The following is a 26,829-nucleotide window of genomic DNA, read 5'->3' as shown; positions in this document are numbered from 1 at the left end:
GTCAGGGATTCAAACGCCCTCTTGTTCTAAACGAGCCGCTTGCGCTTTTTATTTAAAAAAGGGGTGATACACCATGATTCTATTAGAGAATGTAAAGAAAATATATAAAGCAAAAAGCGGTGATGTCACTGCTGTAGATAATGCCAATTTAAAAATAGATAAAGGTGAAATATTTGGTGTTATCGGATATAGTGGCGCTGGAAAAAGTTCTTTAATTAGATTGTTCAATCAGTTGGAGAAACCAACTTCTGGCCAAATTACAATTGCAAATCGTGTCATTTCAGCAATTACAGGAAGCGAACTTCGTAAGGCAAGGCAAGAAATTGGAATGATTTTTCAGCACTTCAACTTACTTTGGTCACGAACAGTACGTGAAAATATAGAGTTTCCACTTGAAATTGCAGGTGTTGATAAAGCGAAGAGAAGAAAACGTGTTGATGAATTAATTCATCTTGTTGGATTAGAAGGAAGAGGAGACGCGTACCCATCTCAGCTGAGCGGGGGACAAAAGCAACGCGTCGGGATTGCAAGAGCATTAGCTAATAATCCACAAGTGCTTTTATGTGACGAAGCAACGTCAGCTCTTGATCCGGAAACGACAGATCAAATTTTGGATTTACTATTAGACATTAATAAGCGCCTTGGTTTAACAATTGTACTCATTACACATGAGATGCACGTAATTCGAAAGATTTGTAATCGTGTTGCGGTAATGGAGAAAGGAAAGATTGTAGAAACAGGTCCAGTACTTGATGTATTCCGTAATCCGAAGCAAGATATTACGAAACGATTTGTAAAGCAGTTAACGGATTCTGAAGATACAAATGAAACGATTGAAAGTTTAATTGAAAAATATCCAGATGGAAAAGTAATTCGTTTGCAGTTTATCGGTGAGGCTGTAGAAAGACCAGTGCTTCAACGATTGATGCAACGCAGTGACATAGAAGTTAGCATTTTGCAAGGAAATATCGCACAAACGAATAACGGTTCTTACGGTAGTTTAGTCGTTCATTTAAATGGTGAGGAAACAGCGATCCAGCAAGCAATAGAAGGAATTCATCAAGATCAAGTAGAGCTGGAGGTGATTGCACATGGATAAGTTACTTGCAAATGTTGATTGGAATCAAATGTTAGAAGCAACTGGTGAAACGTTATATATGACGGCAATCGCAGCTCTTGCGACATTTGTTTTAGGACTCATTTTAGGATTGTTACTCTTCATGACAGCAAAAGATAATTTATGGGAAAACAAATCAATTAATACGGTGATTGGAGCATTCGTAAATATATTCCGTTCTATACCATTCATCATTTTAATTATTTTATTAATCCCATTCACAAAGATTCTTCTTGGAACAATTCTTGGAGCAAGTGCAGCTTTGCCGGCTTTAATTATTGGAGCAGCACCATTCTACGCGAGAATGGTTGAAATCGCACTTCGCGAAATTGATAAAGGTGTAATTGAAGCTTCAAAAGCAATGGGAGCAAAAACAAGCACAATTATTTTGAAAGTGTTAATTCCAGAATCGTTACCAGCATTAGTATCTGGTATTACGGTTACGACAATTGCTTTAGTAGGCTATACAGCAATGGCAGGAGTTGTTGGTGCTGGTGGCCTTGGAACACTTGCTTACTTAGAAGGATTCCAAAGAGGGAATAACGATGTAACAATCGTTGCGACAATTTGTGTATTACTAGTTGTATTTTTAATTCAGTGGATTGGTGATAGTTTAACGACTCGAATAGATAAACGATAATGAAAAACGGGAGGATGTTTCAAATGAAAAAATTGTTACTTACGGCACTTATTTCAACTTCAATTTTTGGATTAGCTGCTTGTGGCGGGAAAGATAAAGATGAAAAGAAACTTGTTGTGGGTGCTTCTAACGTACCGCACGCTGTTATTTTAGAAAAGGCAAAACCGTTACTTGAGAAAAAAGGAATTGAGTTAGAAATTAAAAAATTCCAAGACTACGTATTACCAAATAAATCGTTAGCGGATAAGGATTTAGATGCAAACTACTTCCAGCACATTCCGTATTTAGAAAAAGAAATTAAAGATAAAAAATATGACTTTGAAGTAGCAGGAAAAATTCATTTAGAACCAATTGGTGTGTACTCTCAAAAGTATAAGAGCTTAAAAGAGCTTCCGGACGGAGCGACAATTATTATGAGTAATTCAGTTGCTGACCATGGACGTGGTTTAGCAATTTTACAAAAAGAAGGTATTTTAAAAATTAAAGACGGAATAGATCCAGTTAAAGCAACTCCAAAAGATATTGCAGATAATCCGAAAAATCTAAAATTCAAAACGGATATCGAGCCTGGTTTATTGCCACAAGTGTATAACAATAAAGAAGGCGACGCTGTTTTAATTAACTCTAACTATGCAATTGATGCAAAGTTAAATCCGGAAAAAGATGCAATTGCAATTGAAGGAAATGATTCACCATACGCAAACATAGTAGCTGTTCGTAAAGGCGATAAAGATAAGAAAGAGATTAAAGCTCTTGTAGAAGTATTGCATTCTAAAGAAATTGAAGACTTCATTAATAAAGAATATAAAGGGGCAGTTGTTCCTGTAAAAGAATAATTGCTGAAAAGGGCTGGTGTATGCCGGCTCTTTTTATAACTACATAACCATTGGGGAGAAGGGGAAATCATATGAAAAAGGTTCTACTGTCAGTTGTTACAGCGTTGTCTGTATTTACATTAGCTGCTTGCGGAGGAAAAGAGGAGAATAAGCTTGTTGTGGGAGCTTCTAACGTGCCACACGCTGTTATTTTAGAAAAGGCACAGCCGATTTTAGAGAAAAAGGGTATTAAATTAGAAATTAAAAAATTCCAAGATTATGTGTTGCCGAATAAGGCTTTAGCGGATAAAGAAATTGATGCGAACTACTTCCAGCACATTCCTTACTTAGATAAAGAAATTCAAGAAAAGAGATATAAAATTGTAAACGCAGGAAAAATCCATTTAGAACCTATGGGCATTTATTCTAAGAAATATAAAAGCTTAAAAGACCTACCAGATGGCGGAACAGTGATTATGAGTAATAACGTAGCGGAGCGAGGCCGTATGTTAGCATTGTTACAAAAAGGTGGCGTTATTAAATTAAAAGACGGAGTAGATGTTGTTAAAGCAACAGTAAAAGATGTTGTAGAAAACCCGAAAAACTTAAAATTTAAAACAGATGTTGAACCTGGACTTTCACCGAAATTGTATGAAAATAATGAGGGAGATGCTTTATTTATTAATTCAAACTATGCAATTGATGCAAAATTAAATCCAACAAAGGATGCAATTGCGATTGAAGGATCAGACTCTCCGTATGCAAACATCATTGCAGTTCGTAAAGGTGATGAGAAGAAAAAAGAAATTAAAGAGCTAGTAGAAGTGCTACATTCAAAAGAAATTCAAGATTTTATTAATAAAGAATATAAAGGTGCTGTACTTCCGGTAAGTGAATAAATATAAGGAAAGGGCTGGAAAATTACCAGTCCTTTTTTCTTTATATAAATAAGAAGAAAGGTGTATCATAGAAAGATGTGAAGGAAATACTTATATACATTTGTGAAAAAACGGTTACTTTTTTTCGTCGTTTGCGATATCATTTTATTTGATATAAAATTAGAATGAGAATAAAATGAGAATATGAACGTTTTAGGAATTTTTAAAATGTATATATAGGATTAATGGAGGTATTGAGATGGCTGGTTCTACATTAACGGTTAAAGACTTACACGTATCAATTGATGGCAAAGAAATTTTAAAGGGTGTAAACCTTGAAGTAAAAGGTGGAGAAATCCACGCAATTATGGGACCTAACGGAACAGGTAAATCAACTTTATCTTCTGCAATTATGGGTCACCCAAAGTATGAAGTAACAGAAGGTAGCATCATCATCGACGGTGAAGATGTATTAGAAATGGAAGTAGACGAGCGCGCACAAGCGGGTCTATTCCTAGCAATGCAATATCCAAGTGAAATTAGCGGAGTAACAAACGCTGACTTCTTACGTTCTGCAATTAATGCACGTCGTGAAGAAGGCGATGAAATTTCTCTTATGAAATTTATCCGTACATTAGATAAAAACATGGAATTCCTAGAAATGGATCCAGAAATGGCACAACGTTACTTAAACGAAGGTTTCTCTGGTGGAGAGAAAAAACGTAACGAAATTCTTCAATTAATGATGATTGAGCCAAAAATCGCAATCTTAGATGAAATTGACTCAGGTCTTGATATCGATGCATTAAAAGTTGTATCTAAAGGTATTAACGAAATGCGCGGCGAAGAGTTCGGTTGCCTAATGATTACGCATTACCAACGTTTATTAAACTACATCACTCCAGACTTCGTTCACGTTATGATGAACGGTCGTATCGTTAAATCTGGTGGCCCTGAGCTTGCACAACGTCTAGAAGCTGAAGGTTACGACTGGATTAAAAAAGAATTAGGTATTGAAGACGAAACAACAGAGCAAGAAGCGTAAGAGAGGAGCATAAACATGACAATCGGTACATTACCTTTCGATCAAGAAACAATCCGTCAACGCGCAAGCGAAGTAAACGAAGCAGCTTGGTTGACTGAGTTCCGCTTACAAGCTCTTGCACAAGCAACTGAACTTCCAATGCCAACGCCTGATAAAACGAAAATTGACAAATGGGACTTTATCGGAAAAGGCGACGCTGCTAAGCAAGAGCCTGTAAGTTCTTTAACTGAACTTCCAGAAGCAGTGAAAAACTTAATCGATGAAAATAACAGCGTATTAGTACAACGCACTGGTACAACTGCGTTCGTTTCTTTAGCAGACGAAGCAAAAGAAAAAGGTGTTATTTTCACAGACATCGTAACAGCTGCAACTGAGCATGCTGAACTAGTACAAAAGTACTTAATGAAAGACGGCGTGAAAGTAGACGAGCATCGTCTAACTGCACTTCATGCTGCATTAATCAACGGCGGTGCATTCGTATATGTTCCGAAAAACGTTGTTCTTGAAACTCCACTTCAAGCTGTATTCTTAGTAGACGGCGAAGAAGCTAACGTATATAACCACGTATTATTCGTAGCTGATGCGAACAGTACTGCAACTTATGTAGAAAACTATGTTGCAAATGAAAATGCTAAAGGTATTGCAAATATCGTGGCAGAAGTAATCGTGGAACAAGGCGCACAAGTGAAATTCGGTGCGGTTGATCTATTAGCAAAAGACGTAACAACTTACGTTAACCGCCGCGGCGTTGTAGGACGCGACGGCCGTATTGATTGGGCTCTAGGCCTTATGAATGACGGAAACACAATTTCAGAGAATGTTACCAACTTAATGGGCGACGGTTCATATGCTGATACGAAAACAGTAACAATTGGCCGTGGTAACCAAACACAAAACTTTACAACTAAAGTTGTTCACTTCGGTAAACACTCTGAAGGTTGGATTTTAAAACACGGTGTACAAAAAGATAGTGCAACATCTATCTTTAACGGAATTGGTAAGATTGAACACGGTGCATCTAAATCAAATGCACAACAATCTTCTCGCGTTCTTATGTTAGATGAAAAAGCACGCGGTGATGCAAACCCAATTCTTTTAATCGACGAAGATGATGTAATGGCAGGTCACGCAGCTTCAGTAGGTCGCGTAGATCCAGTCCAACTATACTACTTGATGAGCCGTGGTATTCCAAAACGCGAAGCAGAACGTTTAGTCATCCATGGATTCTTAGCACCTGTAGTTAATGAGCTTCCAATTGAAGGAGTAAAGGCACAGCTTGTTGAGGTAATTGAAAGGAAAGTTCGCTAATGAATATTCATGAAATACGCAAACAGTTTCCAATTCTTGATCAAAAAGTGAACGGCAAACAACTTGTTTATTTCGATAGTGCAGCAACTTCTCAAAAACCAATTCAAGTCATTGAAACGTTAGAACGTTACTATAAAGAATATAATTCTAACGTGCATCGCGGTGTTCATACGCTCGGTACGAAAGCTACCGACGCGTATGAAGGTGCACGTGAGAAAGTTCGCAAGTTTATTAACGCGAAATCAATGGAAGAGATTATTTTCACACGCGGAACGACAACTGCATTAAATACAGTAGCAGCTAGCTATGGTCTTGAAAATGTAAAAGAGGGCGATGAAATCGTTATTTCTTACATGGAGCACCATAGTAATATCATTCCGTGGCAACAAGTTGCGAAGAAAACTGGTGCAACTTTAAAATATCTTCCGCTTCAACCAGACGGTACAATTTCTTTAGAAGATGTTCGTCAAACAGTTACACCGAATACAAAAATCGTTTCTATTATGCAAGTATCAAACGTACTTGGAACGATTAACCCTGTAAAAGAAATCGGAGCAATCGCACACGAAAATGGCGCAATTATGGTCGTTGATGGTGCACAAAGTACACCTCACATGAAAGTGGATGTACAAGATTTAAACTGTGATTTCTACGCATTATCTGCTCATAAGATGTGCGGACCTACAGGTATCGGCGTATTATATGGTAAAAAAGAATTGCTGAACAATATGGAGCCAATTGAATTTGGCGGTGAAATGATTGATTTCGTAGATTTACAAGAATCTACGTGGAAAGAGCTTCCGTGGAAGTTTGAAGCAGGTACACCGATTATCGGTAATGCAATCGGACTTGGTGCAGCAATTGATTTCCTAGAAGAAATCGGTCTTGATAATATTGAAAAGCATGAGCATGAATTAGCGCAATACGCTTTAGAAAGACTATCAGAAGTAGATGGCGTTACAATTTATGGTCCAAAGCATCGCGCTGGTCTTGTTACATTTAATATTGAAGACGTACATCCTCACGATGTAGCGACTGTATTAGATGTAGAAGGCATTGCAGTTCGCGCAGGACATCACTGTGCACAACCGCTTATGAAGTGGTTAAAAGCTTCTTCAACAGCACGTGCGAGCTTCTATTTATATAATACAAAAGAAGAAATTGATACATTTGTTGAATCGCTAATCAAGACAAAGGAGTATTTCACAAATGTCATTTAATAATTTAGATACGTTATATCGTCAAGTTATTATGGATCATTACAAAAATCCTCGTAACCATGGCGTGTTAGAAGATAGTGTTACCGTTAACTTGAACAATCCAACTTGCGGCGATCGTATTCAACTTACGATGAAAGTAGAAGAAGGTATTGTGCAAGAGGCGAAGTTTGAAGGTGAAGGATGTTCAATCTCAATGTCTTCAGCTTCAATGATGACACAAGCAGTAAAAGGTAAGAAAATTGAAGAAGCACTTCAGCTTTCGAAAATTTTCTCTGACATGATGCTAGGAAAAGAGTACGATGACAGCATCGATTTAGGAGATATTGAAGCATTACAAGGCGTATGCAAGTTCCCTGCACGTATTAAATGTGCAACATTAGCGTGGAAAGCGTTAGAAAAGGGCTTAAACGAAGATAAGTAATGTTAAAGGTTCCTAAAAACGAGGTTATCTAAGGAGGGACACACCAACATGGCGAAGCAACTGCCAGATATCGGCGATTATAAATATGGTTTCAAAGACAAAGACGTTTCGATTTTCCGTGCTGGACGCGGTTTAACAAAAGAGATCGTTGAAGAAATTTCACGTATGAAAGAAGAACCACAGTGGATGTTAGACTTCCGTTTAAAATCACTGGATAAGTTCTACGAAATGCCAATGCCACAATGGGGCGGCGACTTAAACGACTTAGATTTCGATGAAATTACGTACTACGTAAAACCATCTGAGAAATCTGAGAAGTCTTGGGATGAAGTACCTGATGAAATTAAAGCAACATTTGATAAATTAGGTATTCCAGAAGCTGAGCAAAAATATTTAGCTGGTGTATCTGCACAGTACGAATCTGAAGTTGTATACCACAACATGAAAGAAGACCTAGAAGCTCTAGGAATCGTCTTCAAAGATACAGATAGCGCATTAAAAGAGAACGAAGATATTTTCCGTGAGCATTTCGGAAAAGTAATCCCACCAACAGACAACAAATTCTCTGCATTAAACTCTGCAGTTTGGTCTGGTGGATCATTCATCTACGTTCCAAAAGGTGTTAAAGTTGATACACCACTTCAAGCGTATTTCCGTATTAACTCTGAAAATATGGGACAATTCGAGCGTACGCTTATCATCGTAGACGAAGGCGCACACGTACACTACGTAGAAGGTTGTACAGCACCTGTTTACACGACTAACTCACTTCACAGTGCGGTAGTAGAAATCATCATTAAGAAAGATGCATATTGCCGTTATACAACAATCCAAAACTGGGCGAACAACGTATACAACCTAGTTACAAAACGTGCGGTTTGTGAAGAAAACGCAACGATGGAATGGATTGACGGTAACATCGGATCTAAATTAACGATGAAATACCCAGCAGTTATCTTAAAAGGCGAAGGCGCTCGTGGTTTAACATTATCTATCGCGATTGCTGGTAAAGGCCAACACCAAGATGCTGGTGCGAAAATGATTCACTTAGCACCAAACACGTCTTCAACAATCGTTTCTAAATCGATTGCGAAGCATGGTGGTAAAGTAACTTACCGTGGTATCGTACACTTCGGACCAAAAGCGAAAAACTCTCGCTCTAACATCGAGTGTGACACGTTAATCATGGATAACCAATCTACATCTGATACAATTCCTTACAACGAAATCAAAAACGATTACGTTTCACTTGAGCACGAAGCGAAAGTATCGAAAGTATCAGAAGAACAATTATTCTACCTAATGAGCCGCGGTATTTCTGAGCAAGAAGCTACAGAAATGATCGTAATGGGCTTCATCGAGCCATTCACTCGCGAACTTCCAATGGAATACGCAGTTGAAATGAACCGCCTAATCAAGTTTGAGATGGAAGGTTCTATCGGTTAAATAGAAATGCGGAGCCGACTGTTCAGACCCGTTGGCTAAAGTTCTTAGACATGAGGGTCTAGGAGGCGAAGCTGGACATATTTAAAGTGGAAGCGGCTCGTTCAGAATGTGAGGGGGATGGAGCTTCTGACGTAGAGGCGCTTTTTGCCTCAAAGGAAGAAGTGAAGCCACCGAACATTCTAGCCGCTGGAACTGGATAATATATGTATGAAGAAAGCGTCCTGCTGTGCAGGGCGCTTTTTTGTTTTGCGGATTTGACTTGGCTTGGGAGAGGATACCCGGGTGGGTGTTCAGCTAAATATATCAACGATTTTTCAAATATATCGATCATAAACGGGAATATATCAACGATTATTTCAATATATCAACGTTACGACAAGGAATATCGATTTGTCGACAAGATAAGACAAAAGAAAATCCTCACATACCCCAAATATTTTATAAGAACAGAGAACGACTAGGTTTAAGACAAAGATACTGACAAATCCACTTGAACAACCACCCACTGAATTCTCTATTAAACTTTTTGACAAATCCACCCCTTCCTCCACTATCTGGAATTCTTTCCTGCATTAGCAAAAGTTTCTCATATAAAAAGGACAATCTTTTGCTTTTTCTCACAATGCGAGTACAATGTAAAATAGCAAGAAAAGACGAAAAGTATTTACAGGATTATTGTGTGCGCATAGCGTAAATGGCAGTAAGGAACTGAGAGGAGGTTTTTTCTCTGAATACAAATAAAGAAACAATCATCCACCTTTATCATACAAACGATATACATAGTCATTTTGAAAATTGGCCGCAAATTTCTCGGTTTGTTCTAGGGGAGAAAAAGCGAAGACAGGAAGCGGGAGAGACGGTTTTGACGATTGATATCGGCGATCATGTGGATCGTTTTCATAGTATTTCGGAAGCGACAAATGGGATTGGGAATACGAAGCTTTTAAATGAGGCGTTATATGATTATATAACGATCGGAAATAATGAAGGCATTACGTTAGCGAAAGAGCATTTAAATCGGCTCTATGATGATGCTGGATTTGAAGTACTTGTCGCAAATTTATTTGAAAAAGAAGGTGTACGTCCATCATGGGCAAAGCCTTATAAATTACATACAACGACAGATGGGATTACGATTGCTTTTATCGGGTTAACTGTTGCGTATCCAGAGTTTTATCAAATGCTCGATTGGCATATTGAAGATCCGCTTATCCATTTAGAGTCTATTTTAGAAGAAGTGAGAGATGAAGCTCATATAACAGTTGTCCTTTCTCACCTTGGAAAAAGTATGGATGAGTATATGGCAGAGCATTATGATATAGATGTTATTTTAGGGGCACATACGCATCATTTATTTGAGCGTGGTGTTCTAATGAATAATACTTTACTTTGTTGCTGTGAAAAGTGGGGACGTTACGTTGGGCACGTGCAGCTTACTGTGGATAAAGAGACGAAGAAGCTGTTGAAAAAGGACGGTAGAGCGATTAAGACGGAACGGTTAGGTGCTTATAGCGAGCCGTTATCCACAATTGAAATACTGCAGGAAGAAAGTAAGCATATAATGGCAGAGCCTGTCGTTCATTTAAAAGAGTCATTACAGGTTGATTGGTTTCATGAGACGCCGTTTTCTTATATGTTAGCAAGTGCGCTGAAAACATGGTGCGGTGCAGAAATTGGCATGGTGAATGCTGGTGTACTTCTTGAAGGGTTAGAAGAGGGTGTCGTAACGCGCGGAGATATTCACAGAATTTGTCCACATCCAATTAATCCGTGTGCTTTGAAAGTTCCAGGAAAGATATTAAGAGAAGTTATTTTGAAAGCACGTAAGCCGAATATGGAGAATCTTGAGGTGAAAGGATTCGGATTTCGTGGGAAAGTGATGGGGAAAATGATTTACGCGGGTGTAGAAGTAATTCCAGATACGATTCCTGGGAATAAAATTTTACTCGAAGATGTATTAATTAACGGGGAATCGCTGGAATTAGATCGTATATATACAGTAGGAACAATTGATATGTTTACATTTGGCTACTTATACCCAGAGCTATCCACACTTTCTGACAAACAATATTATATGCCAGAACTACTTAGAGATGTGTTAACAGATATGTTAATAACTTATACTTCTTCCGTTAAACTATAGGCTAGTTAACTTGTAACACTCATTTTTCTCTTGTCATACAGATAAGAAAGAGAGGAGTGTGAACTATGGTTAATGTGGAGCCAATTATAATTGATAATTATACGTTTATTGCGGTTAGCGTGAAACTTCCAAAGACAAATTTGCTAGCTGTAATGAGCGATAAAGGATATATTATGTGTGGTGCATTAGATGTAGGTCTTTTAAATGAGAAGTTAGGTGATCGAGGAATTATTGCTGGCCGTGCGGTTGGTGTAAGAACGATTGAACAACTTCTTGAAGCGCCGCTAGAATCGGTAACGACTGGAGCTGAAGCATTAGGCATTCCAGCAGGAACGATTGGAAAAGAAGCATTATTAAAAATGAGATAAGCATATATCGTCCCTCCTTCTTGCATAGAAATGATATAAGAAGGAGGTTTTTTTATGAGTATATTTCGCTCGAAAAACTCGCGGTTTCGAAGGGGACCTATTGCCTTTCGGTATATACTGCTTATGTCGTTTATTCTTTTTGTTATATTACTTACGCAAGGGTTGTGGATTGTGAATAATAATATTCAGCCGACCTTAATTAAATATGGGGAAGTAGAGACGCATAAAATGGCGACGGCAATTATGACGAAGGCGGTAAAGGATCGAATTAATGAAGGATTCGATGTAGATTCATTAATGAAAGTACAGAATGATAAAAACGGAAAAGTATCTACAATTAATTTAAATACAAAGCAAGTAAATGAAATCGTAACGTCAACGACCACGTACATAGAAAAATATTTGCAGCAAGTAGAACAAGGGAAGTTGAAGGAGCTAGGTATTTCTGAAAAAAACGGGGCGACTATGGCAGTTCCTTTTGGGCGTGTAACTGATAATGCGCTTCTTGGTAATATAGGACCAGATATTCCGATTCATTTCACGCCAATTGGGCATGTGAATACAGATATTAAACAAAAAATTGAGCCGCATGGGATTAATACTACAGCGATTCAAATTGTTATGGAAATGGAAGTAACATTGCAAGTAATTATTCCATTTCATACGAAAGAGATAACGGTGAAACAAAATGTTCCGATTGCGACGCGTATCGTTCAAGGGGAAGTGCCTACGTATTATGGAAGTGGAAGTGTTGCTGTACCTGATAAAAAGAAAACAGATAGTTAGTTGTAAATAAAGTGAAACCCGGATCAGCCAGGCTTTTAATGGATAAAAAATAACCGTAGCAATGCAGCTACGGTTATCGTTTTGTATTTGCTCGTTCTTTGCGTTCCCAAAGGCTTAAATGCATGTATGGATCGAAGGCCCATTCTGTATAGCCATTGTCTTTATATATGCCAAAATGTAAGTGGGGCGGAAATTTTCCGGCTGTACCAGGAGGTCCATAACCAGTGCTACCAACAAATCCGATTACTTTCCCTGGCTCAACAATTTGTCCAAGCTGTATTTCTTTTGAGAACCCGCCTAAATGAGCGTAATAATGGTAATTGTTATGAAGGTCGCGAATACCAATGCGCCATCCACCAAGGCGGTTCCAACCTTTCGTTTCAATAATGCCATAGCAAGTCGATCTTACTGGCACGCCATATCCGGCAAAAATATCGGTTCCTTCATGAATCCTTCTACCCCCAAAACTTCTTCCAGCGCCGAAAGTACTACGGTAGCTATGGTCACTACGGATCGGAAGAGGAAAAGCATTTCCTTCTAAATTAATACGTCCATAATGTTTATAAATTTGGGCGTATTCGCTAATTAAATCAACTGTTTTTGCACGTCTATAATATTCCCAGAGCATAATTTTAATACGGTCTTCTGACGTTCCTTGTTTCCTTAAAATAGTCGCTGCGGTATGCAGAAGATCACGGTCGCTATTTGCATTTGCAAATCCATCTTTGTCACCATCTAAACCTATTCCGCCAAATAGAGAAATTGTATGGGGGAGAGTATCGTTACTATTAATAGGTCCAGCCCATATTTCTGGTTTGAAATAAAGGGAAATGATGGCATCTGGTTTTTTCGGAATATCTTTTCTTACGCTCCGTATATTTCTTTCATATTGATCCATTGCAGCTAAGTAATACCATGGAATGCCTGAAGACTGCTCGGTTTCTTTATATAGTGCCATGCGCTTTTCGTATATGCTTTGCTGATTATCTTCACCGTAAGCGATGTTTTGGTGGAGAAGAAAACAAATAGAAAGCAAAAGAGAAATTTTTCGAAGCATGAAATAGACTCCTTTCACAACATCACTCTTTTTAGTGTGGGATATACGGAGTATTTCATTATAGGGAACGATTGGAAAAAATCTTAGAATCTTCATTTGAGCAAATCGCTTTCATACGTTAGAATAGATATGTTACATTGAAAGAAGCGAACACGGTAAACTATTTCATATTGTGCGGAGTTGATAACCATGACAAAACAAACAGAATATAAGCGCAAGCCCGAATGGTTGAAAATTAAGTTAAACACGAATGAAAACTATACAGGCTTAAAAAAAATGATGCGTTCTAAGAATCTTCATACCGTTTGTGAAGAGGCAAAATGTCCGAATATTCATGAATGCTGGGCTGTAAGAAAAACAGCAACATTTATGATTTTAGGTGCGGTTTGTACACGTGCTTGTCGTTTTTGTGCGGTTAAAACAGGCTTACCAACTGAGCTTGATTTACAAGAACCAGAACGCGTAGCAGATTCAGTAGTACAAATGGGCTTAAAGCACGTTGTTATAACAGCGGTTGCACGTGATGATTTAAAGGACGGGGGAGCAGCTGTTTTTGCTGAAACAGTACGCGCAGTACGTCGTAAAAACCCATTCACGTCTATCGAAGTATTACCATCTGATATGGGTGGAGTAGAAGAAAACTTAAAAATGTTAATGGATGCAAAACCAGATATTTTAAACCATAACATTGAAACAGTACGTCGATTATCTGACCGAGTTCGCGCTAGAGCAAAATATGAACGTTCATTAGAGTTTTTACGTCGAGCGAAAGAAATGCAGCCTGATATTCCAACTAAATCGAGCATTATGGTGGGCTTAGGTGAAACGAGAGAAGATTTAATTGAAGCAATGGATGACTTACGTGCAAACAATGTGGATATTTTAACTCTTGGGCAATACCTACAACCATCTAAGAAGCATTTACCAGTTCTTAAATATTACCCACCAGCAGAATTTGCAGAGCTTAAAGAAATTGCACTTAGCAAAGGATTTAGCCACTGTGAAGCTGGCCCACTTGTGCGTTCTTCTTACCATGCGGACGAGCAAGTACGTTCTGCAAAAGAAAAAACAGCAGAAGCTAAATAATGAAAAAAAGAGAGCTAATGATTAGCTCTCTTTTTGTTTGTACTCTAAAACGGTATTTGGACATGTTAATAAAATCTTTTTTAATTCTTCTGTGGATAATTCAATTGTAAATTCAGGAACACCAGGTGTAATTAAAATTTTATCGTACGTATAAATAGCGTTATCCACAATAATTGTTACATCGTGTGAATATCCGAAAGGAGCCACACATCCCGGCGTACAACCAGTTTTGTCTCGCAGTTCATCAGGAGAACAGAGAGATAAGCGTTCTCCTGATAGTTCTTTCATCTCTCCCCGGTTGAGCCTTGTGCCCTCTAACGTAAAAAATACGTAATAATCTCCAGACTTTGATTTTAAAAATAAGCTTTTACTTGGAGTGCCTTGTAAGCCAAGTCTCTCGCGTACGATCCGATCGGTCTCATAATCGAGTACTGGTTCGTGTTCGAATTTTTCATAAGAAACATTTGTTTTATGTAGTAAAGCAAGTACGTCTTCGTACATATGAAATGATACCCCTTTCTATTGTTAGAACAGTCTCTTCTCGTGGCGTCAACTGAATGTTTTGGAAAGGGATATTACTTGGACGATGCTTCCCATAAGCGTTTTATGATACATTGTTCGTCGATTGTAATTTCGTAAATATCAGGATTCGTTAGAGTTCTCCATTCATTAAAGCCAATCGTATGATCAAAATGCTTTAAAATGAGCGTAAGTAAATTGCCATGTGTAACAAGTAGTGTTGTCGTATGGTTTAATTGTAAAACGTCTTGAATAAGCGATAGGGCCCGGTCTGTTGCTTGTTTTGTTGACTCTCCGCCTGAAAAGGCAATATCTATATTTGTAAAAGTAGATTCTAGTTTTTGCATCCAATCATCCATTGGAATGTTGCTCAATATGCGTTCAGTTAATCGTTCATCTTCTTGGATAGATAAGTTAGCTTGGAGCGCATAGGGCCGAATGGAATCGATAGCTCGGACAAATGGGCTTGAAATAATATGATCGATTTGTAGATGATTTTCTAAGAGGAATGTAGCAAGGGTGTTTGCTTGGTCTTTTCCATCGGTCGTTAATTCATCATCACGTTTTTGCCCAATTGCTGAACAATGTCGTATTACAATAATTTTCTTCATAATTCATCCCCATCTTTCAAGTTGACGCTATATACTTCGACAAATGTAGAAATAATTCCTTTTTATTGGAAACAGCATATTGATTTAAATATGTGGAAAAGTAATGTGGATAATGAACATTTGAGGTGCAATCATGAATAAAATGATATGTATTGTATTTAGTCTTTGTTTTTTTATACACTTGTCCACAACTTATGCAGAGTCGAATCAAAAACTAAATTATCCAAGCAATCGAAATAAGTCATTTGTGAGTGAGGATGTTTTTTATAAACAGTTAGATAAGAAAATCTATAAAGAATACAATAATGCAGCATATAGTGTTCGGAAAAAAATCTTATTTAAAGAAGTGGCTGATGAGGAATTTTCTTTCCTACAAAAAACAACCATGGGTTGTCGGAGTAGTGTGATGCTTCAAGATTTTTTTGTTCATCCTGATCGCCAAGTTTATTTTTTCGCTTCCTTTTCTCAAAATGAAGTAGAAGAGTTTCATAAGTACATCGTTATAGATGCAGAAACAAAGAGGGAGCTGCAAGAAGGAAAAAGCTATCACCATTGCGACAATCCATAAAAAATAACCCACCAATCGGTGGGTTATTTTTTACTCCGGCACACTCATTAATTTCGCTTTCATCTTGCGAATAAGAACGACAGCCCCAATTGTGAAGAGAAGGGTAATTCCTTCGGCAACAAAGATATTGATTGTTTTTGTTTGGTAAAGTGCCGCGAAAAAGTCTACAAATGCGTGGAATAGTATAGCGTATACTAGGAAGATATATTTCTTCTGTTTGACTGCGTATAAAACAAGCATTGTAAAGGCGATTTGAAGCACGAGTGCCATAATTCTTTCTAAGCTACCAAGGAAGTATAAGTAGGCAGGTTGCTGAATTAACATGTCCTGTAAAATGCTAAGCTCGGGTTTTTGTTCAATCAGTCGAGCGAAGCTACCATCGTTAATAGAATTAGCAAAGATTAATGCTTGTAATGCAGAAAAACCGCCAATTAAAATAGATTCAATTCCGCCGTGACCAATTCCATAAGCGAAGCCATCTTTATATTCTAGATATTTTTTTAGTAAGAAGAAGAAGGCAACGAAGCGTCCTAATTCTTCAAAAATACCAGCAGTCAATCCGCCATAAATTGCGAAGACAAACGGATTTTCTAAAAATGGAGCGATTGTTGGATTACCGCGCATAAATAGGTGGAATGGTGTTTCAAGAATTTGGGTGAATCCGATAAAGATAAGAACACCAACGCCGACCACTTTCCAATTCATATTATATTTTTTACGGAAATAAACGAGTACGATAATTGGGACCAGAATCGAGACAATGAGTTGAAAAATGATGCTGGCAATTACAGTATTTGAAACCATACTTTCACCGCTTTCTAATATATGTACATATCTATTATGCATGAAATAGGGGAGAGATGAAACTTTTAGAAAGAAAATGAATTTACTTATTGACTCTAACGTTGCGTCATACTTTATCGTATGTACTAAGGGGGAGATACAAATGACAATGAGAGTAAAAGAAGTAGCTGATTTAGTTGGAATTAGTGTGCGCACACTGCATCATTACGATGAAATTGGGTTGTTAACCCCAGACGAGACGACAGAGTCTGGATATCGTCTGTATTCCAATGAAAATTTAGAGACATTGCAGCAAATTTTGTTTTTTAAAGAGCTTGGCTTCCCTTTGAAGAAAATTAAAGAGATTATCATGAGTCCATCATTTGATCGCGAAGAGGCACTACAGCTTCATAAGAAGATGCTTCTTGAAAAGCGTGCCAGATTAGATAAGGTGATTGCGACGATTGATAAAACAATTCAGCATACAAAAGGAGAGATTGAAATGACGAATAAAGAGAAATTTGAAGGATTCGATTTCAGCCATAACCCATATGAAGAAGAAGCACGTGAAAAATGGGGAGACGCAGCTGTAGATAAAGCGAACGAATATGCAAAAGGTATGTCAAAAGAGAACCAAGAGGAGTTTAATGCTATTTATAGAAATTTAGCAACGCTTAGACACGATGCACCAGATTCTAAAGAGGCGCAGGCAGCTATTAAAGTATGGTACGATTACTTGCAAAACTTCGGTGAATATTCGTTAGATGCTTTTAAAGGACTCGGTCAAATGTACGTCGCTGATGAGCGCTTTACGAAAAATATCGATAAGTTTGGTGAGGGGTTAGCGCAGTTTATGTGTGATGCGATGGAGGTTTATGCGGATCGTAATAAAAAATAAAAAGTAAAACAGGTGGAGATTTTCTCCACCTGTTTTACTTTTTAATCATATCATTCAAAGTCTGATCTCCCGTATTGTTCAAATGAGGATTTTTACTCATTTCTCGTTTTAACATATCGAGGCTTTGTGTATATTCTGTATCATTTAATGCGCCAGATTGAAGCCCTTGAATTTGAGAAATCAACTTTTGGTCTGTTGATACATATGCTTTATAATAGCGAGGAACGATGGACAAAGCAGCTCTATATACTTGATCCGCTACGAGTTTTGGATCCGTTGTGTTTGCACGGTATACAACGAACACTTCATCATCAGTAACGAGTGTAGCAGCGTTTGTAACGTCAGGAAGTTTGACTGTTATGCTTGTAATCATTTCAGCGACCTTCTCGCGATTAATGGCCCCTACTTGTTTGTTAGATACTTCATGCTTTTGTTTAGAAGAATAACCGACTCTTGTGAGTCTTGTATTTGTATTTTCCGTATGATACATGTCGTTTTTATTGGAAACAAGAACACGGCTTCCTTCTTCACGTTCCATTTCAGCTTTGTTCGCTGATTGGCAGCCTGCAAATAAGGAAAGAGTGAGAAGGGAAAGTAAAATTTGTTTTTTCACGATGTATCACCTCCTTCTCCATAGCATGTACTAATTTGCAATTTTTTGTATTTGAAATTGTTGGTTGTTATGCTTTGTGATACGATAAAAAGAAGAATGCTTAGAGAGGAAGTTAATGATGGAGCAAAAGCAAGAGATTCATGCTACGGTGAGCATTAATAATGTTCAGTACGAAGTAATTAAAAACTTTCGTGACGGTTTTAGTGAAGAAGCATTTAAAGAGCGCTATGCAGAAATTTTAAATAAATATGATTACATCGTTGGGGACTGGGGATATGAGCAACTTAGATTGCGCGGATTCTTTGATGATAGTAACCAACGTGCGACATATGATACGAAAATTAGTACGTTAACGGAGTATTTATACGAGTACTGTAACTTCGGTTGCGCACATTTTGTATTACGAAAAGTGAAGAAATAAAAAAATCCTCTTACAATTGTAAGAGGATTTTTTGCATATTTTTGCTTACAAACAAATCGAGATATGATCGCCTTCAGAAAGTATTGTATTTGGCTTCATTTGTTGTCCGTTTAATTGAATATCCCCATTTTTAATTTTATCCACAATGCGTGTACGGCTCCAGTCGGAAATATATGTGGATAAGGCTTTATCGATGCGGTGGGAACCGAAAACAATATCTAATACGATCGTGATTTCGGTTATGCCGCTTTCTTGATGTTGCGTAATGGAAATGGTAGTAGTTGTTTCTGGCTGATCCTGCTGCGTCATATCGACTGTTTCAACGTGATCAGTAAATGCTTTATAAATACGAAGTTTTTGATTCCACGTATGGTCTTTCGGACATTTATAAATGGCAAAGCGGTATATGTTTTTTCCGTTGGCGTTATGCCTACGAATATTTGTGTCGGTAAATAGGGTAGTACGTCTGCAATTTTTACAATATTTTTCGATTGTGTTTTGCTCGTTTTCATATAAACTCCAAGAAAGTTGTACTTTCTGCATTTTCCTTCACCTCTTATAGTAGTGGTAAAGGAACGTAATACAGCTATTTGGATGTCTTGTAGTATGAAGGCATGAGAAAAAGACAAGAATAAAAGGAGGTCCCCAAAGAGGAACCTCCGTAAACATCATACTACAGATGCAATACGCTCCTTTGTAATGGGAATGGGCAGACTACTCCCTTGAAAAAGCACGGTGCTTTTTTGAGAGTAATGCTATCCAATTGCTGGTCCATTACAAAGTAGTTGTTGGCATACGTAGATAACGTCCTTTCTATCCAAATAGATTTATTCTTAATTATAACACAAAAGATTGAAAATTCGAAATAATAGTGATGAAAAAACACCAGCTAAAATAGCTGGTGCATACGATAAATTATATAAGTTCAAATAAAAATGAGCGTAATTCTTCTGCAATTTCTTCAGTCATAGAAAATGCGTGCTCTAAGTAGCCTGGTTCGTTTAAATCGTCAGCACCGATGATTGCAAATTTATTGCGTTGCATATCAAGGACAATTGTTTTACCGTAATGACGATCGGAGTATAATAGCGCTAAATCGTGACGCTCATTTTCTCCCATAAAGCTAACGAAACGAGTTTTTGTAGCGACAGTATCGTCGTACAGAAAGAAACGTTCTTCCATACACATGGCTCCTTTATTAAATATCTAAGTTTAAGTGTGGTTTATGATCTAAATGGTGATGTGTTTTAATGAATCGTACTGTTCTTGTTTTGTAACGCATTACGATAGAGTATGTTTCAGCTAAGTCTCCGCCAAGGAATTTAACACCGTCTAATAACTCACCAGCAGATACACCAGTTGCTGAGAAGATTGCATCATCCCCAGATACTAAGTCATCTAACATAAGAAGTTGACGAGGATCTTCTAATCCCATTTCACGACAACGAGCTTCTTCTTCTTCGTTCATTGGAACTAAGCGAGCTTGCATTTCACCTTCAAGGCACTTTAATGCTGCTGCAGAAATAACACCTTCTGGAGCTCCGCCAATACCTACGAATAAGTCGATACCCGTTCCAGGTAGTGCTGTTGCGATTGACGCACCAACATCACCGTCACCAAATAATTTTACGCGTGCACCTTTTGCACGAACACGGTCAATAATATCTTGATGACGTTCACGTTCTTGAACGATAACTGTTAGATCGCGAATCTTTTTATTGTTAGCTTCTGCTACAATTTCAATTGTTTTTTCAATTGGATCATCTAAGCTAATTTTACCAGCTGCTTTTGGACCAACCGCGATTTTTTCCATGTACATATCAGGAGCATGAAGAAGGTTCCCTTTGTCTGCGATTGCAATAACTGCCATTGCATTTGCAAGACCTTTTGCAACGATGTTTGTACCTTCTAATGGATCAACGGCGATGTCTACTTCTGGACCGTTACCTGTTCCTAGTTCTTCACCAATATACAACATCGGTGCTTCATCAAGTTCTCCTTCACCAATTACAACTGTACCTGCCATGTTTACTGAATCGAACATATCACGCATTGCTGTAGTTGCTGCATCATCTGCTTCATTTTTCTTTCCGCGGCCCATCCACTGTGCGGATGCTAAGGCTGCTGCTTCTGTTACACGGACAATTTCTAGTGCGAGTTCACGTTCCAAGATTCCATTCCTCCAATTTCAAAAATCATACAAATATAACTATAACAAATAACGGAGAAAAGGTGAATTCGAAAAATTGTCGATTTTTTCAGAAGAAAGCGTTACAATTAAAATGTAAATGCTTTAATTTCCAGGTAGGTGACATTCATGTATTTTGTAGACAGAAAGAAAATAGAACAAATGCTAGTATGTTTAGAACGAGCAACAAGTACATTTCAAGAGAAAAAGATATATGAAACCGAGTTTGAATTTTACGCATTAGAGCGCATAGCCCATCTTATTATTGATTGTGTATTAGATGTAGGAAATGCGATGATTGATGGATTTATTATGCGCGATCCAGGAAGCTATGAAGATATTATTGATATTTTAATGGACGAGCGAGTGATAAGTGAAGAAGATGGACAAGGGATGAAAGAAATTATCCTTCTTCGAAAAATGCTTACGCAAGATTATATTCAAATGAATCATGATGAATTATATAAGACGATTCAAAAACATATTGCAGTGGTAGAGAAATACCCAGCAAATATTCGCAGTTATTTAGAAAAGGAATTAGGACCTGTATCTGCATTTGTACCAGAATAATTATGCTTATAAGATCCCCAGAGAATGCCTTTTGGGGATCTTATATTGTATGTGAGAAAGAAAAGGGAGAAGGGTGAAGTATGGGGGAAGCACGTACTACGAAAGACGAGATTGTACAATTGTTGAAAGTAAAGGGAGAGCACACGGTAGCGGAACTAGCTGACGTTTTAGAGATTACAGAAATGGCGATTCGAAGACATTTAAGTAATCTTGAGAAAGACGGACTCATTTATTCTAAGATGGTAAGGCAACATGTCGGAAGACCAACTTATTTGTATGGATTAAGCGAAAAGGGAGAAGATACATTCCCGAAAGAGTATAAGCAATTTGCGATTGATATGCTAGAAGATTTAGCTCGAATGGGCGATGAAAAAATACTTCGTTACGTTTTAAAAGAGAGAACGAAGCGAATGGAAGAACAGTTACAAAAGAGAGTGAGTAATCAAAAGAATTTAGCATATAAAGTGCAAGAGATAGCAGCTATGCAAGAGAAAAATGGTTATATGGTTCAAATAAAGAGAGATGGAGAGAAATCTTTCGTAATTGAAAAACAAAACTGTCCGTTAAAGGAAATTGCCGAGAGATTCCCGCAAGTGTGTGAAGATGAAAAAGAAATGTATAAGCGTTTATTTACGAACGCAGAAGTGAAAACGCTAGCAAATATGTGCGAGGGCGATTGTAGTTGTTCTTACCAAATAAAAGAGAAAAAATGAACGTTATGGGGCGCTTTAAGGTAAAGCGTTTTTTTCTTTTGGAAGAGCGGGTAATATAAGAGTGGTATGATAAGGTGAGAACGTTAGCATAGAAGGAGAGACATAATCGATGTATAAAGGTTACTTAATTGACTTAGACGGTACGATGTATCGTGGAGAAGAACAAATTGAAGAAGCAAGCGACTTCGTAAAAGCATTAGGAGAGCGCGGCATTCCATATTTATTCGTTACGAATAACTCAACTCGCAAACCGGAACAGGTAGCAGAAAAGCTTGTTCGTTTCGATATTCCAGCGAAAGCAGAGCAAGTATTCACAACGAGTATGGCGACTGCGAACTTCATTTATGAACGTAAACAAGACGCAACTGTATATATGATTGGTGAAGAAGGCTTACACGATGCACTTGTGGAAAAAGGATTTGAACTTGTGGATGAAAATCCTGATTTCGTTGTTGTGGGTTTAGATCGTGACATCACATATGAAAAATTAGCAAAAGCGTGTCTTGCTGTGCGTAATGGCGCGACGTTTATTTCTACAAATGGGGATATTGCCATCCCAACTGAGCGAGGATTATTACCAGGTAATGGTTCATTAACATCAGTTGTAGCAGTATCAACAGGTGTGGATCCAATCTTTATCGGAAAACCAGAATCAATCATTATGGAACAAGCTTTGAAAGTGCTTGGCATAGAAAAGAATGAAGCATTAATGGTTGGGGATAACTACGATACAGACATTTTAGCAGGAATAAATGCTGGTATGCATACCCTTCTTGTCCACACTGGAGTCACAACTGTGGAGAAGTTAACAGAATACGAAGTACAACCAACGCAGGTTGTGCATAACTTGACGGAGTGGATTGAGAAGATGTAATGAAATGCAGGTAGCCGGAAGAGGTTACCTGCATTTTCTATGCATAATTGCATATGTACTATAGGTATACGGAATGTAAAATTCAAATGTATTGATATAAGGGAGGAATAAGAATGTACTGGATGTCATGTATTATGCTTGTTTTTACATTATGCGTTTTGTTCTTTGTTCTATGGAAAATATATAAAATAAATGAAATGAAAAAAAGCGCAGGAAAACTTATTGCAATGTATCCTCGGGTGAAAAGACGTTGGATTGCATTACTTGGACCAGCATATTTCATTGGACAATGTATGTATATATATGCTCAGTACGTAAGTGGCGATATTGATACAGTTGAACAGTTTTTTATTCAGCTAGGTATTCATGCTGTAGCAAGTTGTTTTATGACTTTAATAGCTATACATCTTATTAAAAGTGTACAAATATATGAAAAAGGTGTAATAGATGGATTAAACTTTTATTCATATGAAGAATTGAAAGGCTATAAAACATCAACATGGGAAAATCCAAAAGAAAATATATTTTTATATCGCGGGCGAGAAAAAATGAATGACAATGTGAATTTACTTATTAGACAGGAAGATATGAATGAATTAGAAAGCATTCTTCAAAGATATATTCCGAAATTAATGATGAAATAAAAAAACTCCGGTTGTTAAAGCCGGAGTTTTTTTATTAGAATGCACGATTCACAACGTTTTTAACCTCTTCAAGATATTGCTTACGCACACTGTCATCCACAGAAGGGACACTTGTATAGAATGTATGCTCAAGTGTTTCAATACCTGTAAATTCAAAAATACCAACATCCGCTGTTTTCTTCATTGCATCAAACATGCCGCCTGCTGTGTATGCCTCTTTCGTATTGCCCATTGTAGATAATAACAATCCTTTTTTACCGCTTAATAACTTTTCAATGCCGTTTTCACCGTAAGCATAAGCAAATCCATGGCTAAATACACGGTCAACGTATCCTTTTAAAATAGCAGGAAGTCCCGCCCACCACACTGGATAAATGAATGTAATGCTGTCAGCCCAAGAGATATGTTCTTGTTCTTCTTTAATATCTTCTGGTGTATTTCCTTGAGAAAATGAGATGAAATCGGAAGCGCCTAATACTGGATTAAAGTTTAATTCGTATAGATCGCGAACGCGTACTTCGTGACCTTTTCCTTCTAATTCACTTTTTACCGTTTCTAAAATCGCATGGTTGAAGCTTTCTGTATTCGGGTGTGCATAAACGATTACATGTTTCATTTTTCTTCCTCCTATTTGTGGATATGTGAATAGCTATTTGTATTTCTGTAACTATTATGGTTACTACTTTTATAGAAGTCAAGTAATACATATGTATGTATAAAAAGACGCTCGAAAATCGCCTTTTTATACCCCGCTCATACAAAGTACAAAGAAGACGAATAAAATGATAACAATACCAATGCCAAAGTTAAATACGAGAGTACTATCCATATATGTAGCCTCCTTGTTTGAAAGTAAAAAGCACTCTAGTTAAGAGTGCTTTTTTATTTTGAATCTACTTTATAACTTTTAGAAAGTGATTCATGCGTGTCATGATTTACATTATTTTATGTATTTATACTTTGAAATGAGTAAGTCCTTGTTGGATATAGAAAAAAAGACACTCGTTCGAGTGTCTTTTAAGATGACAAAATGTGCCAATTGCTTGAGGTTGATAAGACGCTAATTTCCGTTTTAACGCCTTTTCTCTAATCAAGAAGTGTAGCAACAGCGATTCAAATAAATTGTACCATCTGTTTAACCGCGGTGCGTATGCAATTGTGCATATGATGATCATGAGGTAGGTAATGAACTGTGAATAATTTGAAGTGATTTATTTACGATTTCTTCTGCGGCATATATGCCGATTGCGTCTGTTTTTAAAATATGGGGTTGTAAGTTATCATGCATTGCCCCTAACTCACCATGAAGTGGTGCGAAGGCATGGTTCGCCTTTTCAAGCATGCATAAATCAAGTAAAGAATCCCCAGCTGTAATAATCGTATCTATTTGCAAAATTTCTTTTATATATTGCACGGCGTCCCATTTATTAATTGGTTTTGGTACAAAGTATAGCTTTCTACCTTGAAGTGAATGATTCCAGCCTTGTTTGTCTAACCAGGAAGTGAAGGATGATAATTCATCATAAGGAATGTTCTCCCGTTTAATAATGCAATAATGGAATAGATCATCAGCTGTTTTTTGCGATATAACCCAATCCTTATGAGCTATTTGTCCAAATTCCTTTAGTATGTCGTTTCTCTCTATACATTCAACCGATAGTCTTTCTTTTACTTTCCTGTTCCAAGTACCATCTTGTTTCCCGTTATGAAGGATATTGCCGCCGTTACTTGTAATGGCGTATTCGGGAATGATTTCGTTTTGGAATAAAGCAATACGCTGAAACTGCTTAATAGTTCTTGTTGTAACTGGGATGAAATGTGAGTGCAGTTGTAATTTTTTTAGTAGTGAAATGGTTTTATGTGATATGAAAGAAATTTCTTTCCCATCTATAGTTTCAATGAGTTGAATTGATTCATCTTCTATAGGGGCACGAAACGATTTCCGGGAATAAATAAGCGTCTGATCAAGATCACTGGCGAAAATCATCTTGTTTCCTTCCTAAGAGGCTTAATGAGCCCGCAACATGAATAAGCCATATTCTCATAGATTTCAATTGGAACATTCTTTTCTTTAGCGAGAAGTAAAATATGCTTTAAATCGGGATTGTTTTGCTTACGTATTAAAATTTTCCACGGTATTCTCCGGAGTAATACACGAGTTGTTTCACCGACTCCTGGTTTAATTAAGTTAATATCGTCAATTTCAAAGTGATTTTGGATAGACTGTATATCTTTTAATCCTTGCCAAGAGGGATCAGTGTAAGTTGAAGTAATATAACGTAATTGATTATCTATATGAGAATGAACAGAAGGGAATAACTCTGTTACCTCATCAACGAAGAAATTTGATAAGTCTTCTTGTTCTAGATCTTTATAATATTTAACACCATGAAAATCATTTGGACCGATATAGGTGTCATTTAGTACAGTGCGACTAATTAGTCCAGAGACTGTTGCATTTAAGCAAGCGCTAGGAATAAGAAAATCTTCACGTGTACCGTAAATTGAAGTACAGTAACCGGGATCAGCAAGCACAGCCATACAATGAGAAATGTGTGTATTATTTCGTTCGTTAAATGTGTGTACTGCATATTCTAATTCTTTTTTTATTGCACCTTTTCCAGTCCACCCATCAATGAATTGAATTGTTTCTTTAGGGTGATGTTCCAAAATATAATGGAGTGCATTTTCATCAATACCGCGTCCGCGAACAATAGAAATACAATAGTGAGGTACATCAAGGTTGTATTGATAGCGTATGTAGCGTTTGATAAGAATGCCAATAGGTGTACCAGCACGAGCTAATGAAACGAGGACAAGGTTAGTTCCTTTAGTTTGTATAATCTGTTCGGCGACAACTCCAACAGCGATGGCTAGTTTGTGTTTATATTGTTGCAGGGAAGAAAAGAATAAATCCATATACGCTTTAGATGGTTTATATTCCATTGGTAACATTTCGGAATAATGTGTGCCAGCTTGAATTGCTTGTTCTCTAGTTTCCGTGGAACTTTCTTTCATTAAATCACTAATATCTTTTAATAGAAAAATAGCATCATTTGGATTGTAACTACTAATATGAGAATTTACTTTTACCATA

Annotated in this window: 31 protein-coding genes; 20 read left to right on the top strand and 11 right to left on the bottom strand. The window is 37.4% G+C overall.

What is annotated here, in order from left to right; all coding sequences use genetic code 11:
• Window positions 1-73 precede the first annotated feature (73 nt).
• From ACTFR3_RS17060 to yunB, 12 genes are all read left to right on the top strand, one after another.
• Window positions 74-1,099 (top strand): methionine ABC transporter ATP-binding protein, encoded by a 1,026-nt coding sequence (locus tag ACTFR3_RS17060; protein ID WP_000601753.1) that lies wholly within the window; start codon window positions 74-76, stop codon window positions 1,097-1,099.
• Window positions 1,092-1,757 carry a methionine ABC transporter permease gene (locus ACTFR3_RS17055; RefSeq protein WP_000359401.1) on the top strand — a complete coding sequence of 222 codons (666 nt, stop codon included), beginning with the start codon at window positions 1,092-1,094 and terminating at the stop codon, window positions 1,755-1,757. Before ACTFR3_RS17060 ends, ACTFR3_RS17055 begins: the two co-directional genes overlap by 8 nt.
• 23 nt (window positions 1,758-1,780) lie before the next feature.
• The gene (metQ, locus tag ACTFR3_RS17050; RefSeq protein ID WP_000735099.1) at window positions 1,781-2,593 is read left to right on the top strand and encodes a methionine ABC transporter substrate-binding lipoprotein MetQ; all 813 of its coding nucleotides are present in this window, start codon (window positions 1,781-1,783) and stop codon (window positions 2,591-2,593) included.
• Window positions 2,594-2,664: 71 nt separating this feature from the next.
• Window positions 2,665-3,471, top strand: coding sequence for a methionine ABC transporter substrate-binding lipoprotein MetQ (gene metQ / locus ACTFR3_RS17045; RefSeq protein WP_440044614.1), 807 nt, complete (start codon window positions 2,665-2,667; stop codon window positions 3,469-3,471).
• 238 nt (window positions 3,472-3,709) lie between these two features.
• Window positions 3,710-4,495: a Fe-S cluster assembly ATPase SufC gene (gene sufC / locus ACTFR3_RS17040; RefSeq protein WP_000929160.1), complete on the top strand. Its 786-nt coding sequence runs from the start codon at window positions 3,710-3,712 to the stop codon at window positions 4,493-4,495.
• Window positions 4,496-4,510: 15 nt separating this feature from the next.
• Window positions 4,511-5,803: a Fe-S cluster assembly protein SufD gene (gene sufD / locus ACTFR3_RS17035; RefSeq protein WP_000152167.1), complete on the top strand. Its 1,293-nt coding sequence runs from the start codon at window positions 4,511-4,513 to the stop codon at window positions 5,801-5,803.
• Window positions 5,803-7,023: a cysteine desulfurase SufS gene (sufS, locus tag ACTFR3_RS17030; RefSeq protein WP_001020767.1), complete on the top strand. Its 1,221-nt coding sequence runs from the start codon at window positions 5,803-5,805 to the stop codon at window positions 7,021-7,023. Before sufD ends, sufS begins: the two co-directional genes overlap by 1 nt.
• Window positions 7,013-7,444, top strand: a complete 432-nt coding sequence (gene sufU, locus ACTFR3_RS17025; RefSeq protein WP_000009523.1) for a Fe-S cluster assembly sulfur transfer protein SufU — start codon at window positions 7,013-7,015, stop codon at window positions 7,442-7,444. The genes sufS and sufU overlap by 11 nt, the downstream gene beginning before the upstream one ends.
• Before the next feature lie 48 nt (window positions 7,445-7,492).
• Window positions 7,493-8,890, top strand: coding sequence for a Fe-S cluster assembly protein SufB (sufB, locus tag ACTFR3_RS17020; RefSeq protein ID WP_001118827.1), 1,398 nt, complete (start codon window positions 7,493-7,495; stop codon window positions 8,888-8,890).
• Window positions 8,891-9,617: 727 nt separating this feature from the next.
• Window positions 9,618-11,033 (top strand): bifunctional metallophosphatase/5'-nucleotidase, encoded by a 1,416-nt coding sequence (locus ACTFR3_RS17015; RefSeq protein WP_310796499.1) that lies wholly within the window; start codon window positions 9,618-9,620, stop codon window positions 11,031-11,033.
• 65 nt (window positions 11,034-11,098) lie between these two features.
• The gene (locus ACTFR3_RS17010) at window positions 11,099-11,401 is read left to right on the top strand and encodes a YunC family protein (RefSeq protein WP_000248466.1); all 303 of its coding nucleotides are present in this window, start codon (window positions 11,099-11,101) and stop codon (window positions 11,399-11,401) included.
• Window positions 11,402-11,455: 54 nt separating this feature from the next.
• Window positions 11,456-12,187: a sporulation protein YunB gene (yunB, locus tag ACTFR3_RS17005; RefSeq protein WP_000021803.1), complete on the top strand. Its 732-nt coding sequence runs from the start codon at window positions 11,456-11,458 to the stop codon at window positions 12,185-12,187.
• Between the two features lie 73 nt (window positions 12,188-12,260).
• Here the strand turns inward: yunB and ACTFR3_RS17000 are convergent, their stop codons facing one another.
• Window positions 12,261-13,244, bottom strand: coding sequence for a M23 family metallopeptidase (locus ACTFR3_RS17000; protein ID WP_000944663.1), 984 nt, complete (start codon window positions 13,242-13,244; stop codon window positions 12,261-12,263).
• A gap of 189 nt (window positions 13,245-13,433) precedes the next feature.
• On the opposite strand from ACTFR3_RS17000, the gene lipA reads away from it, so the two are divergent.
• Window positions 13,434-14,330 carry a lipoyl synthase gene (lipA, locus tag ACTFR3_RS16995; RefSeq protein ID WP_000166372.1) on the top strand — a complete coding sequence of 299 codons (897 nt, stop codon included), beginning with the start codon at window positions 13,434-13,436 and terminating at the stop codon, window positions 14,328-14,330.
• A gap of 21 nt (window positions 14,331-14,351) precedes the next feature.
• Here the strand turns inward: lipA and ACTFR3_RS16990 are convergent, their stop codons facing one another.
• Window positions 14,352-14,831, bottom strand: a complete 480-nt coding sequence (locus ACTFR3_RS16990) for a YbaK/EbsC family protein (protein WP_000272746.1) — start codon at window positions 14,829-14,831, stop codon at window positions 14,352-14,354.
• A gap of 74 nt (window positions 14,832-14,905) precedes the next feature.
• Window positions 14,906-15,460: a histidine phosphatase family protein gene (locus tag ACTFR3_RS16985; RefSeq protein ID WP_000721022.1), complete on the bottom strand. Its 555-nt coding sequence runs from the start codon at window positions 15,458-15,460 to the stop codon at window positions 14,906-14,908.
• A gap of 133 nt (window positions 15,461-15,593) precedes the next feature.
• Between ACTFR3_RS16985 and ACTFR3_RS16980 the strand changes: the two genes are divergently transcribed.
• The gene (locus tag ACTFR3_RS16980; RefSeq protein WP_001038433.1) at window positions 15,594-16,028 is read left to right on the top strand and encodes a hypothetical protein; all 435 of its coding nucleotides are present in this window, start codon (window positions 15,594-15,596) and stop codon (window positions 16,026-16,028) included.
• A gap of 30 nt (window positions 16,029-16,058) precedes the next feature.
• Here the strand turns inward: ACTFR3_RS16980 and ACTFR3_RS16975 are convergent, their stop codons facing one another.
• Window positions 16,059-16,874, bottom strand: a complete 816-nt coding sequence (locus ACTFR3_RS16975) for a YhfC family intramembrane metalloprotease (protein WP_002164635.1) — start codon at window positions 16,872-16,874, stop codon at window positions 16,059-16,061.
• 100 nt (window positions 16,875-16,974) lie between these two features.
• Between ACTFR3_RS16975 and ACTFR3_RS16970 the strand changes: the two genes are divergently transcribed.
• Window positions 16,975-17,709 (top strand): MerR family transcriptional regulator, encoded by a 735-nt coding sequence (locus ACTFR3_RS16970; protein ID WP_000178775.1) that lies wholly within the window; start codon window positions 16,975-16,977, stop codon window positions 17,707-17,709.
• Window positions 17,710-17,743: 34 nt separating this feature from the next.
• Here ACTFR3_RS16970 and ACTFR3_RS16965 read toward each other — a convergent pair whose 3' ends face one another.
• Entirely contained in the window at window positions 17,744-18,322 is a 579-nt protein-coding gene (locus tag ACTFR3_RS16965; protein ID WP_440044613.1) for a YhcN/YlaJ family sporulation lipoprotein, read from the bottom strand.
• A 118-nt stretch (window positions 18,323-18,440) separates the two neighbouring features.
• Here ACTFR3_RS16965 and ACTFR3_RS16960 point away from each other — a divergent pair, with 118 nt between their 5' ends.
• The gene (locus ACTFR3_RS16960; RefSeq protein WP_000435943.1) at window positions 18,441-18,743 is read left to right on the top strand and encodes a YutD family protein; all 303 of its coding nucleotides are present in this window, start codon (window positions 18,441-18,443) and stop codon (window positions 18,741-18,743) included.
• A 45-nt stretch (window positions 18,744-18,788) separates the two neighbouring features.
• Here the strand turns inward: ACTFR3_RS16960 and ACTFR3_RS16955 are convergent, their stop codons facing one another.
• The 3 genes from ACTFR3_RS16955 to glpX all read right to left on the bottom strand — a co-directional run bounded on the left by ACTFR3_RS16955 (window position 18,789) and on the right by glpX (window position 20,913).
• Window positions 18,789-19,286 carry a hypothetical protein gene (locus tag ACTFR3_RS16955; protein WP_001174567.1) on the bottom strand — a complete coding sequence of 166 codons (498 nt, stop codon included), beginning with the start codon at window positions 19,284-19,286 and terminating at the stop codon, window positions 18,789-18,791.
• Window positions 19,287-19,658: 372 nt separating this feature from the next.
• The gene (locus tag ACTFR3_RS16950; RefSeq protein ID WP_000392606.1) at window positions 19,659-19,925 is read right to left on the bottom strand and encodes a DUF3055 domain-containing protein; all 267 of its coding nucleotides are present in this window, start codon (window positions 19,923-19,925) and stop codon (window positions 19,659-19,661) included.
• A gap of 16 nt (window positions 19,926-19,941) precedes the next feature.
• Window positions 19,942-20,913 carry a class II fructose-bisphosphatase gene (gene glpX, locus ACTFR3_RS16945; protein WP_000439090.1) on the bottom strand — a complete coding sequence of 324 codons (972 nt, stop codon included), beginning with the start codon at window positions 20,911-20,913 and terminating at the stop codon, window positions 19,942-19,944.
• Between the two features lie 147 nt (window positions 20,914-21,060).
• Between glpX and ACTFR3_RS16940 the strand changes: the two genes are divergently transcribed.
• The 4 genes from ACTFR3_RS16940 to ACTFR3_RS16925 all read left to right on the top strand — a co-directional run bounded on the left by ACTFR3_RS16940 (window position 21,061) and on the right by ACTFR3_RS16925 (window position 23,732).
• Complete coding sequence (locus ACTFR3_RS16940; RefSeq protein ID WP_000274006.1) at window positions 21,061-21,501, top strand: DUF86 domain-containing protein; 441 nt, start codon at window positions 21,061-21,063, stop codon at window positions 21,499-21,501.
• 80 nt (window positions 21,502-21,581) lie between these two features.
• On the top strand, window positions 21,582-22,214 hold the full coding sequence (locus ACTFR3_RS16935) for a helix-turn-helix transcriptional regulator (RefSeq protein WP_000503345.1): 633 nt from the start codon (window positions 21,582-21,584) through the stop codon (window positions 22,212-22,214).
• A 109-nt stretch (window positions 22,215-22,323) separates the two neighbouring features.
• On the top strand, window positions 22,324-23,088 hold the full coding sequence (locus ACTFR3_RS16930) for a TIGR01457 family HAD-type hydrolase (protein ID WP_000276467.1): 765 nt from the start codon (window positions 22,324-22,326) through the stop codon (window positions 23,086-23,088).
• A gap of 113 nt (window positions 23,089-23,201) precedes the next feature.
• Entirely contained in the window at window positions 23,202-23,732 is a 531-nt protein-coding gene (locus tag ACTFR3_RS16925) for a hypothetical protein (RefSeq protein ID WP_000289910.1), read from the top strand.
• A 34-nt stretch (window positions 23,733-23,766) separates the two neighbouring features.
• Here ACTFR3_RS16925 and ACTFR3_RS16920 read toward each other — a convergent pair whose 3' ends face one another.
• The 3 genes from ACTFR3_RS16920 to ACTFR3_RS16910 all read right to left on the bottom strand — a co-directional run bounded on the left by ACTFR3_RS16920 (window position 23,767) and on the right by ACTFR3_RS16910 (window position 26,828).
• Window positions 23,767-24,348, bottom strand: a complete 582-nt coding sequence (locus ACTFR3_RS16920; RefSeq protein ID WP_000683442.1) for an NAD(P)H-dependent oxidoreductase — start codon at window positions 24,346-24,348, stop codon at window positions 23,767-23,769.
• A 555-nt stretch (window positions 24,349-24,903) separates the two neighbouring features.
• On the bottom strand, window positions 24,904-25,719 hold the full coding sequence (locus tag ACTFR3_RS16915; RefSeq protein WP_025686787.1) for an HAD family hydrolase: 816 nt from the start codon (window positions 25,717-25,719) through the stop codon (window positions 24,904-24,906).
• Entirely contained in the window at window positions 25,716-26,828 is a 1,113-nt protein-coding gene (locus tag ACTFR3_RS16910) for a cysteine protease StiP family protein (RefSeq protein ID WP_033696598.1), read from the bottom strand. The genes ACTFR3_RS16915 and ACTFR3_RS16910 overlap by 4 nt, the downstream gene beginning before the upstream one ends.
• Between the last annotated feature and the right edge of the window lies 1 nt (window position 26,829).

Source organism: Bacillus cereus group sp. MYBK14-1 (assembly GCF_051916885.1).
GTDB classification, from domain to species: Bacteria; Bacillota; Bacilli; order Bacillales; family Bacillaceae_G; genus Bacillus_A; species Bacillus_A cereus.
Note: the sequence above shows the minus strand (reverse complement) of the source record. Positions and strands in the feature narration are given on the sequence as shown.

Bases quoted from the DNA above. Each gene is read 5' to 3' on its own strand.
- ACTFR3_RS17060 (WP_000601753.1), top strand. From the start codon at position 74: ATGATTCTATTAGAGAATGTAAAGAAAATATATAAAGCAAAAAGCGGT.
- yunB (WP_000021803.1), top strand. From the start codon at position 11,456: ATGAGTATATTTCGCTCGAAAAACTCGCGGTTTCGAAGGGGACCTATT.
- sufS (WP_001020767.1), top strand. From the start codon at position 5,803: ATGAATATTCATGAAATACGCAAACAGTTTCCAATTCTTGATCAAAAA.
- ACTFR3_RS16960 (WP_000435943.1), top strand. From the start codon at position 18,441: ATGGAGCAAAAGCAAGAGATTCATGCTACGGTGAGCATTAATAATGTT.
- ACTFR3_RS16975 (WP_002164635.1), bottom strand. From the start codon at position 16,874: ATGCATAATAGATATGTACATATATTAGAAAGCGGTGAAAGTATGGTT.
- ACTFR3_RS16910 (WP_033696598.1), bottom strand. From the start codon at position 26,828: ATGGTAAAAGTAAATTCTCATATTAGTAGTTACAATCCAAATGATGCT.
- ACTFR3_RS17010 (WP_000248466.1), top strand. From the start codon at position 11,099: ATGGTTAATGTGGAGCCAATTATAATTGATAATTATACGTTTATTGCG.
- sufU (WP_000009523.1), top strand. From the start codon at position 7,013: ATGTCATTTAATAATTTAGATACGTTATATCGTCAAGTTATTATGGAT.
- sufB (WP_001118827.1), top strand. From the start codon at position 7,493: ATGGCGAAGCAACTGCCAGATATCGGCGATTATAAATATGGTTTCAAA.
- ACTFR3_RS16940 (WP_000274006.1), top strand. From the start codon at position 21,061: ATGTATTTTGTAGACAGAAAGAAAATAGAACAAATGCTAGTATGTTTA.
- ACTFR3_RS16980 (WP_001038433.1), top strand. From the start codon at position 15,594: ATGAATAAAATGATATGTATTGTATTTAGTCTTTGTTTTTTTATACAC.
- ACTFR3_RS16955 (WP_001174567.1), bottom strand. From the start codon at position 19,286: ATGCAGAAAGTACAACTTTCTTGGAGTTTATATGAAAACGAGCAAAAC.
- ACTFR3_RS16935 (WP_000503345.1), top strand. From the start codon at position 21,582: ATGGGGGAAGCACGTACTACGAAAGACGAGATTGTACAATTGTTGAAA.
- sufC (WP_000929160.1), top strand. From the start codon at position 3,710: ATGGCTGGTTCTACATTAACGGTTAAAGACTTACACGTATCAATTGAT.
- sufD (WP_000152167.1), top strand. From the start codon at position 4,511: ATGACAATCGGTACATTACCTTTCGATCAAGAAACAATCCGTCAACGC.
- ACTFR3_RS16920 (WP_000683442.1), bottom strand. From the start codon at position 24,348: ATGAAACATGTAATCGTTTATGCACACCCGAATACAGAAAGCTTCAAC.
- ACTFR3_RS16950 (WP_000392606.1), bottom strand. From the start codon at position 19,925: ATGGAAGAACGTTTCTTTCTGTACGACGATACTGTCGCTACAAAAACT.
- ACTFR3_RS16930 (WP_000276467.1), top strand. From the start codon at position 22,324: ATGTATAAAGGTTACTTAATTGACTTAGACGGTACGATGTATCGTGGA.
- ACTFR3_RS16990 (WP_000272746.1), bottom strand. From the start codon at position 14,831: ATGTACGAAGACGTACTTGCTTTACTACATAAAACAAATGTTTCTTAT.
- lipA (WP_000166372.1), top strand. From the start codon at position 13,434: ATGACAAAACAAACAGAATATAAGCGCAAGCCCGAATGGTTGAAAATT.
- ACTFR3_RS17055 (WP_000359401.1), top strand. From the start codon at position 1,092: ATGGATAAGTTACTTGCAAATGTTGATTGGAATCAAATGTTAGAAGCA.
- ACTFR3_RS16925 (WP_000289910.1), top strand. From the start codon at position 23,202: ATGTACTGGATGTCATGTATTATGCTTGTTTTTACATTATGCGTTTTG.
- ACTFR3_RS16915 (WP_025686787.1), bottom strand. From the start codon at position 25,719: ATGATTTTCGCCAGTGATCTTGATCAGACGCTTATTTATTCCCGGAAA.
- metQ (WP_000735099.1), top strand. From the start codon at position 1,781: ATGAAAAAATTGTTACTTACGGCACTTATTTCAACTTCAATTTTTGGA.
- ACTFR3_RS16970 (WP_000178775.1), top strand. From the start codon at position 16,975: ATGACAATGAGAGTAAAAGAAGTAGCTGATTTAGTTGGAATTAGTGTG.
- metQ (WP_440044614.1), top strand. From the start codon at position 2,665: ATGAAAAAGGTTCTACTGTCAGTTGTTACAGCGTTGTCTGTATTTACA.
- ACTFR3_RS16985 (WP_000721022.1), bottom strand. From the start codon at position 15,460: ATGAAGAAAATTATTGTAATACGACATTGTTCAGCAATTGGGCAAAAA.
- ACTFR3_RS17000 (WP_000944663.1), bottom strand. From the start codon at position 13,244: ATGCTTCGAAAAATTTCTCTTTTGCTTTCTATTTGTTTTCTTCTCCAC.